Origin of the sequence: Kitasatospora sp. NPDC088346, assembly GCF_044740765.1 — a bacterium.
In the GTDB taxonomy this organism is placed as follows: Bacteria; Actinomycetota; Actinomycetes; order Streptomycetales; family Streptomycetaceae; genus Kitasatospora.
Genome location: NZ_JBIURH010000062.1, coordinates 25,632 through 34,488 on the forward strand (window position 1 = coordinate 25,632; position 8,857 = coordinate 34,488).

Genomic DNA, 8,857 nt, shown 5'->3' on the forward strand with positions numbered 1-8,857 from the left:
CGAACCTGCGGGCCGCGCGCACAGGACACGCGTTCGAGGGTTAACGGGATGCGCCCGACCTGTGCACGGACGGTCGAACGGTGTTTTGCCCGGTTCGCCCCCACTTGCCCGGTCTACCCCCGCCGAATGGGGGGCCCCTAGCGCCACCCCTAGCCCACCTAGGGTGGCAAAACTTGATCAGTTCCTGACGACAAGTATCGTCCGGCGGGGCTCGGCAGTGTTATGTTCGGATCAGTTGTCCCGCAACTCCAAATCACCGCCAGGATGACCGGCAGGGTGGTGGAGCGGACGGGCATGGAATCCGCGCGGACACGGTTCTGGTTGAATCTCGGACCATTCTTCATCCGGGTCAGACCGAATTGTCGACGCCAGTTCACGGGGGAACAGTGTTCCAGGCTACGGGATACGGCATTCATCGAATCAGGGTCGGCAATTCGGTTGCTGCAGAGCCTCCGGACACCTCCAGACACCTCGTCGACCCCTGCTCCTGAAAGACCGTCACCGGGCAGTGACGGCCCCGTCCGAAGCGGTGAACCACCACCACACGGACGGTTCCGACCTCCCGCCCGAACCATCCTTCACCCCGCGGAACGGCGCCCGGCGCCCTACCGCCGGGAAACTCCCTTTGAACAGTCCACGGCCCACAGTGAATCCTCGGCCCCGAGCGGCGGCAACCGGGACCGAAGCAAGGAGCGCGGTACATGACGGCCCGACCCGAACTGATCGAGCGCGGCGATGAACTGCTTCAGCTGACCCGCCTCACAACCGACGCGGTGAACGGAATGGGATCGGTCGGCCTGGTGGCAGGCCCGGTCGCCACCGGCAAGACCGTCCTGCTCAGCTCGCTCTGCGACCAGGCCGCCGCAGCCGGCTTCGTCACCCTGCGCGCCGTCGGGGCGGAGGCCGAGAGCCGCACCCCGCTCAGCACCGCCGGCCAGCTGCTGCGCCTCGCGCCGCTCACCCCCGCGAGACACGAACACGTCCAGCGCCTGCTGCGCCTGGCCGTCAGCTCCGCCACCGCCGCGGCCGCCGCCGGACCGCAGGCCCAGAACGCCCAGCTCTGCGGCGACCTCGTCCAGGAGCTCTGCGCCGTCCTGTTCGAGCTCTCCACCCTGTCGCCGGTGCTGCTCTGCGTCGACGACGTCCACCACGCCGACGAGCACTCCCTCCAGTGGCTGCTGTTCCTGATCCGCCGCCTCGGCTCGGCCCGGATCGCCGTCGTCCTGGCCGAACGCACCGCCTCCCAGCACCCGCAGCCCGCCTTCCACGCCGAACTGCTGCGCCAGCCCAACTGCCGCCGCGTCATGCTGGGCCCGCTGACCCGCCGCGGCGTCGACGAGCTCATCGGCTCCCGACTCGACCAGGTCCACCGCACCGACGCCCACCGCAGCGACGAGGTCTCCGCCGCCGAACTCTCCAGCGGGGTCGACGCCCTGACGGGTGGAAACCCGCTGCTCGTGCACGCCCTGCTGGACGACCTGCGCACCTGCACCAGACTGCCCACCGAGATGCGCCCCGCCACCCTCGGCGCCGGCTACGCCTTCTCCCAGGCCGTCGTCAGCTGCCTGCACCGCAGCGAGGCACTGGCACTGGCCGTCGCCCGCGGCATCGCCGTCCTCGACGAGGACAGCTGCTCACAGGTCCTCGGCCACCTGCTGGAACACTCCCCCGCCTCCGTCGAACGCGTCATCCGCGGCCTGGACTCCGCCGGCCTGCTGGAACACGGCCGCTTCCGCCACCCCGCCGTCCGCACCGCGGTCCTGCACGACGCCGACGCCGACGAGCTCAGCCGGCTGCACTTCCGGGCCGCCCACCTGCTCTACACCCGCGGCGGCACCGAACGGTCCATCGCCCAACTGCTGCTCGCCTCCGGCGAACCCGGCGAGGCCTGGAGCACCAAGGTGCTCTGCGACGTCGCCCGGCAGGCCCTGGTCGACGGGGACGCCGATCTGGCCCGGCGCTGCGTCGAGCACGCCCACCGCAGCTGCACCGACCACCGCAGGCGCAGCGAGGTGCTCACCCTGCTGGCCGGCGTCGAATGGCAGCTCCAGGCCGGGAACGCCGTCCGCCACCTGCCCCAGCTCACCGCCGCCCTGCGCGCCGGCGACCTCGCCGAACGGCAGTCGGTCGTCGTCCTCAAGTACCTGCTGCGGCACGGGCGGCTCACCGAGGCCTCCGCCACCCTGGAACACATCATGTGCCAGCAGTGGGACGTGGAGAGCCGCACCGCCGCCGAACTCCAGACCGTCAAACTGCTGCTCTCCAGCTCCTACCCCGGCGCGCTGGCCGACCTGCCGCCCCTCGGGCCGTGCCGCGTCGACGAGATCAGCACCCCCGCCGCCGTCCGCGCCGACCCCCAGCTCCAGGCCGCCGCCGTCCTCGACGAGGTGCTCAGCGGCCGCGCCCGCGAACACACCTTCCTCGCCGCCGAACAGGTCCTGCGCAGCCTGCGCCTCACCTACCGGGCCTGGGAGCAGGCCGAGTTCGCGCTGCTCGCGCTGATCTACGGCGACCAGCTGGAACGCGCCGCCATCTGCTGCGACCAGCTGCTGGAACGGATCGGCCACGCCGCCGAGGGCTGGCGCCCGCCGCTGCTCGCCCTGCGCAGCCAGATCGCCGTCCGCCAGGGCCGGCTGGCCGACGCCGAACGCGACGCCAAGACCGCCCTGGAGACCATGCCCTGGCAGGGCTGGGGCGTGAACATCGGGCTGCCGCTCGCGGCGCTGCTGACCGCCCAGACCGCGATGGGCAAGTACGAGGACGCCGCCGAACTCCTCAACCGCCCGATCCCGCAGGCGATCTACAAGACCCGCTACGGCCTGCACTACCTGCACGCCAGAGGCGAGTTCCGGCTCGCCACCAACAACTCGCAGGCCGCCCTCGACGACTTCACCATCTGCGGCGAGATGATGCAGGACTGGGACCTCGACCTGCCGAGCGTGGTGGCCTGGCGCGGCGCCGCCGCACGGGTCCACCTCCAGGCCGGCAATCTCCAGCAGGCCAAGATCCTCATCGACGAGCAGGCCCGGCGCCTCCAGCCCGGCCCGTCCCGCTCCCGCGGCATGACCGTCCGCCTGAGCGCCGCCGTCGCCGAGCTCAAGCACCGCCCCTCCCTGCTGCGGCAGGCCGTCGACGAGCTCCAGCGCAGCGACTCGCCCATCGAACTCGCCCTGGCCCTGGCCGACCTCGGCTACGCACACCAGAACCTCGGCGACCACAAGCGGTCCCGGATCATGATGAACCGGGCCTGGCAGCTGGCCAAGGAGCACCGCGCCGAGCCCATCCAGCGCGGACTCTCCAGCCTCTTCTCCGACGTCCGCGACGATCTCCCGGAGGTGCCCGGCCCGGCCGGCGCCGCCTGCACCGGCGGCCTCAGCGACGCCGAACGGCGGGTCGCCTCGCTGGCCGCGCTCGGGCACACCAACCGGGAGATCGCCCGCGAGCTGTTCATCACCGTCAGCACCGTGGAACAGCACCTCACCCGGGTCTACCGCAAACTGAAGGTCACCCGGCGCAGCGACCTGCCCGGTGAACTCTGCCTGGCCACCGGCAGCCCGGCCGGCGCGGCGGCCAGCTACGCCTGAACCGGCCCCCACACCGTCCGGTGACGCCGCCGGTCCCGCTGCACAGCGGGACCGGCGGCGTCGGTGTGCCGCCGAGCGGGAGCGCCCGGGGCTCAGGACGCGCGGGCGGCCAGTGCGCCCGGGGCTCAGGACGCGTGGGCGGCCAGTGCGTCCGTGATCTCGGCCAGGACGGCCCGCTGGTGGGCCGCCAGGTAGAAGTGACCGCCCGGGAACACCTTCAGCGTGAAGGCGCCGCTGGTCTCCTCCGCCCAGGCCTTGGCCTCCTCCACGGTCGACTTCACGTCGTCGTCGCCGATCAGCGCCACGATCGGGGCGGCGAGCGGCCCGCCCTCCGGACGGCGGTAGGTCTCGATCGCCCGGTAGTCGTTGCGGATCGCCGGCAGGATCATCCGCAGGATCTCCTCGTCCCCGAGCAGCGCGGTGTTGGTGCCGCTGAGCGACTTCAGCTCCGCCACCAGTCCGTCGTCGTCCCGCAGGTGGACGGTCTCCTCGCGGTGCGTGGCGGGCCCGCGCCGGCCGGAGACGAACAGCACCGCCGGGGGCCGCCCGGCGGCCTCCAGCCGGCGGGCCAGCTCGAAGCCCAGGGTCGCGCCCATGCTGTGACCGAAGATCGCCAGCGGCCGGTCGTCCCGCTCCGTGCCGAGCACCGCGTGGATCCGGTCGGCCAGTTCGGCGACGGTGCCGATGCTCGGCTCGGCGCGACGGTCCTGACGGCCCGGATACTGCGCGGCCAGCACCTCGATCCGCGGGGACAGTGCGGCCGACACCGGGAAGTAGAAGCTCGCCGAGCCTCCGGCGTGCGGCAGGCAGAGCAGGCGCACCGGGGCGTCCGGGGCCTGGTGGAAGCGGCGGATCCAGAGGTCGTTCTCGGCGTTGCTGGGCAGGGTCATGCGGATCTCTCTCGTCTCTCCGGGTACAGGGTGCGCCCGCTGGGGGCTGTTCAGGTGGTACGGGTTGGGTGGTCACCCGGTCGCGCGGTGGGCCGGGGTCACCCCGGTGGCACGGTTGGTCCGTGTCGTTCCGGTCCCACGGTCGGTCCGGGCCATTCCGGTCGTTGGTACGACCTGTCGGGTCGGAGGCCGCCCCGGCCCGCCGGGGGTCGGGCCGGGGCGGCGGCGGGGGCACCGGCGCGCCGGGCGCCGGCACCCGGGTCAGCACACCTCGCCCAGCCAGTTCCCGACCAGCTCGGCGGTGGCGGCCGCGTGCTCCTCCATGACGGTGAAGTGGTCACCCAGGCCGTCGAGCAGCGTGTGCTCGTGCGGCCAGGAGGCACGGGCCCCGCTCGTCAGCTCCCGGCCGCCATCGCCGGGCACCGACAGCGACTCGGGCGCTCGCACCAGCAGGGTCGGCGCAGCGATCTGTGCCGGCTGCCAGCCGGTGAACAGCCGCAGGTAACCGCCCATCGCGGTGAGCCTGGTGTCGTCCATCGGCACGTACGCGCCCTCACGGGCCAGCATCGCCCCGGTCAGCACCGGCAGCAGGCCGGCCACGGAGTCCGCGGGCCCGGACGTCCCGGGCCCGGTCGTCCCGGCCACGGACGTCTCGCCGGCCGGTTCGAAGGAGTAGGTGTCGACCAGCACGACGGCCGCCGGTCCGGCGCCGAGCTCCTCCAGCCGGGCGGCCGTCGCCTGGGCCAGCAGACCGCCGGTCGAGTGGCCCAGCAGCGCGAACTTCGCGCCCCCGGCCGCCCGCAGCACGCTGCGCGCCGCCAGATCGAGGATCGCCGCCGCGTCGGCGGGCAGCCGCTCCCCGTCCAGGAAGCCCGGCAGCGGCAGCGCCTGCACCGCCCGCCGGCCGCGGAGGGCGGCGGCCAGCCGCGCGTACTGGTGCGGACCCGAGATCGCCAGCAGTGAGGGCAGGCAGAGCAGCATCGGCTCGGCCGGGCCGTCCGCCAGCCGGATCGGCTCCAGCACCGGGCCGGACAGGTCGTCAGGCCTTCGGTCGGTGGCGTCGGTACGGTCGGTACCGGCGACGACCCCAGTGCCCGGGTCGGTGTCGGTACCGGCTTCGGCATCGGTCGCTGCCGTGGCCCCGGCCTCGAAGGTCGGGCGGAAACGGGAGGCCGCGAACAGCAGCTCCATGAACTCCCCGCTGCGCCCCGACTCCGCCGCCGACCTCAGCAGGGTGCCGATGGTGCCCAGCGGGCGCCCGCCGTCCCCGCCGCCGGAGGCCGCCGGGGCACCACCGGCCGGGGCGCCCCCGGCCTCGCTGTGCGCGGCGAGCAGGGCGCCGAGCCGGGCCGCCAGCAGGCGGGGCGCGGGGTGGTCGAAGAGCAGCGTCGCCGGCAGCCGCAGGCCGGTCGCCCCGGCGAGCCGGTTGCGCAGCTCGACCGAGGTGAGCGAGTCGAACCCGAGCTCCAGGAAGGCCCGTCCGGCGTCGACGGCCTCCGGCCGCGGGTGGCCGAGCACCGCCGCCGCGTGCACCTGGACCAGGTCGAGCAGGACCTCGGCCCGCTCCTCGGTGGAGCGCCCGGCCAACCGCTCGGCCAGCGCCTGCGGGGAGGACCCGCCGGCCGTGGCCGAACGCCGCGGCGGGATCCGGACCAGGCCGCGCAGCAGCGCGGGGACCTGCCCGGAGGCGGCCGCGCCGGCCCGTACGCCCGCCAGGTCGATCCTGGCCGGCACCAGCAGCGCGCTGCCGGGAACGGCCTGGTGGACGCCGTCGGAGGTGGCGCGGGCGGTGACCGCCAGGGCGGTGTCGAAGAGGGCGAGGCCCTCCGCCGTCGAGAGTCCGCCCACCCCGCCGCGGGCAAGCCGCTCGACGCCCGCGTCACCGAGGTCTCCGGTCATCGTGCTCTCCTCGGCCCACAGGCCCCAGGCGAGCGAGACCGCCGGCAGACCGGCCGCCCGCCGGTGGTCGGCGAGCGCGTCCACGAAGGCGTTGGCGGCCGCGTAGTTGGCCTGCCCCGCCATGCCGAACACCCCGGCCGCGGACGAGAACAGCACGAACGCCGCCAGGTCGTGGCCGGCCGTCAGCTCGTGCAGGTTCCACGCCGCGTCCACCTTCGGGCGCAGCACCGCGTCCAGCCGCTCCGGAGTGAGCGCGGAGAGCACGCCGTCGTCCAGCACGCCCGCGGCGTGCACCACGGCGGTCAGCGGCGTCTCCAGGCCGTCCAGCAGGACCGCGACCGCCCCGCGGTCGGCGACGTCGCACGCGGCCACCGTGACCTCGGCGCCGAGCCCGGTCAGCTCCGCGGCCAGCTCGGCGGCGCCCCGGGCCGCCGGACCCCGGCGCGACACCAGGAGCAGCCGGCGGACCCCGTACGCGGTGACCAGGTGCCGGCTCAGGTGCGCGCCCAGCAGGCCGGTCGCCCCGGTGATCAGGACGGTGCCGTCCGGGTCGAACCCGGGCGGGAGTGAGGCAGTCCGGTCGGTGTCGGGGGCCTCGGTGTCGGCGGGCACCCGGGCCAGGCGCGGGACGAGCGCCTCGCCGGCGCGCAGGGCCACCTGCGGCTCGCCGCACTCGGCGGCCTGCGGCAGGGCGCGGGGGGAGGCCGGGTCGGTGTCCAGGTCGACGAGCACGATCCGGTCCGGGTTCTCCGACTGGGCGGTGCGCAGCAGGCCCCAGGCAGCGGCGGCCGCCAGGTCCTCGGCGGTGGTCGCCCCGCGGGTCACCACCACCAGGCGGGTGTCCGCGAAGCGCTCCAGGGTGAGCCAGCGCTGCACCAGATCCAGCAGACCGTGCAGACGGGTACGGGTGGCGTGCGCCGTGCTGCCGGCCGTCGGCAGCACTTCGAACAGCGGCAGCACCACCGTACTCGGGACTGCCGCGCCCCCGGCGACGGCCTCGGCCAGCGCGTCGAGCCCGGCGTAGGCGGTCGCCCGGAGAAGCCCGAGCAGGGGGTCCGAACCGGCATCCGCGTCGGCGCCGCCACCAGGGGCATCGGCACCGGTACCGGTACCGGTGAGGACGGCCCAGCCGTCGCCCTGGGCGTTCACTGCGGGCGCGCCAAGCGGCAGCGCCGTCCACTCCAGCCGGAACAGCGAGTCGTGGAAGGGGGTCCGGCCCGCGGCGAGGCGGTCCACCGCGACGGGCCGCAGCACCAGTTGCTCGACCGTGGCCACCGGCGCACCGGCGCCGTCCGCGACCGCCAGCGCCACGGTGTCGGCCCCCTGAGGGGTGATCCGTACCCGGAGCTCCGTCGCCCCCGAGGCGTGCAGACTGACCCCGCCCCAGGCGAACGGCAGGCGGGTCTGCCCGCCCTCGGCCAGCACGCCGCCGAGGCCGATCGCGTGCAGCGCGCCGTCCAGCAGCGCCGGGTGCAGCCCGTACCGGGCGGCCTGGTCCCGGCCGTCCTCCGGCAGCTCGACCTCGGCGAACAGCTCGCCCTCGCGACGCCAGGCGGCGCGCAGGCCCTGGAACAACGGACCGTAGCCGAACCCGGCCACCGCGAACCCCTGGTAGAGCTCGTCGACCGGCACGGCGGTGGCCCCGACCGGTGGCCAGACCGCGAGGTCGAAGCCGGCCGCCGGCACGGTGCCCGTGGAGAGCCGGCCGGACGCGTGCCGGGTCCACGGCTCGTCGGCGGAGGCGTCCTCGGCGCGGGAGTAGAAGGCGATCGAGCGTCGGCCGTCGACGTCCGGGGCGCCGACCCAGAGCTGCATCTGTACCCCGCCCCGGGCGGGCAGGATCAGGGGGGCCTCCAGCGTCAGCTCGTCCAGGCAGTCGCATCCGGCCTGATCGCCGGCCCGGACGGCCAGCTCGACGAAGGCGGTGCCCGGCAGCAGCACGATCTCGCCCACGGCGTGGTCGGCGAGCCACGGGTGGGAGTCCAGGCCGAGGCGGCCGGTGAGGAGGTGTCCCTCGCCGTCACCGTCCGCCAGCGCCAGCGAGGCGCCGAGCAGCGGGTGGTCCGCGGGCCCCAGGCCGGCGGAGGCGACATCACCCAGCCAACCGGTCAACGGGCGGGGCCAGTAGTACTCCTGCTCGAAGGCGTAGGTCGGCAGGTCGAAGCGCGGACCGTCGGTGCCTACGAGGGCGGCGGCCCGCCAGTCGACGCCCACCCCGCGCACCCACGCCTCCGCGAACGAGGCCAGTACCCGGCGGGGCCCGCCCTCGCCGCGGCGCAGCGTGCCGACGGTCACCGTGTCCTGTCCGGCCGCCTCGGCGGCGTCCTGCACCGCCATCGCCAGCACCGGATGGGCACTGACCTCGACGAACGTACCGAAACCGTCCGCCAGGAGAGTGTCGACCGCCTCCGCGAACCGCACCGTGGTGCGGAGGTTGGTGTACCAGTACTCGGCGTCCATCCCCGAACCGTCGGTGAGCTCACC

The 8,857-nt window shown here is 74.5% G+C and carries 3 protein-coding genes; 1 reads left to right on the forward strand and 2 read right to left on the reverse strand.

Annotated features, from left to right (window positions below; all coding sequences use genetic code 11):
* The first annotated feature begins 701 nt into the window (after nt 1-701).
* Nucleotides 702-3,584, forward strand: a complete 2,883-nt coding sequence (locus tag ACIOFR_RS37680; RefSeq protein WP_401004644.1) for an AAA family ATPase — start codon at nt 702-704, stop codon at nt 3,582-3,584.
* A gap of 125 nt (nt 3,585-3,709) precedes the next feature.
* Here the strand turns inward: ACIOFR_RS37680 and ACIOFR_RS37685 are convergent, their stop codons facing one another.
* Together ACIOFR_RS37685 and ACIOFR_RS37690 are read right to left on the reverse strand one after the other, a co-directional pair.
* Nucleotides 3,710-4,474 carry a thioesterase II family protein gene (locus ACIOFR_RS37685; RefSeq protein ID WP_401004645.1) on the reverse strand — a complete coding sequence of 255 codons (765 nt, stop codon included), beginning with the start codon at nt 4,472-4,474 and terminating at the stop codon, nt 3,710-3,712.
* 261 nt (nt 4,475-4,735) lie between these two features.
* The gene (locus tag ACIOFR_RS37690; RefSeq protein WP_401004646.1) at nt 4,736-8,833 is read right to left on the reverse strand and encodes a type I polyketide synthase; all 4,098 of its coding nucleotides are present in this window, start codon (nt 8,831-8,833) and stop codon (nt 4,736-4,738) included.
* Nucleotides 8,834-8,857 lie beyond the last annotated feature (24 nt).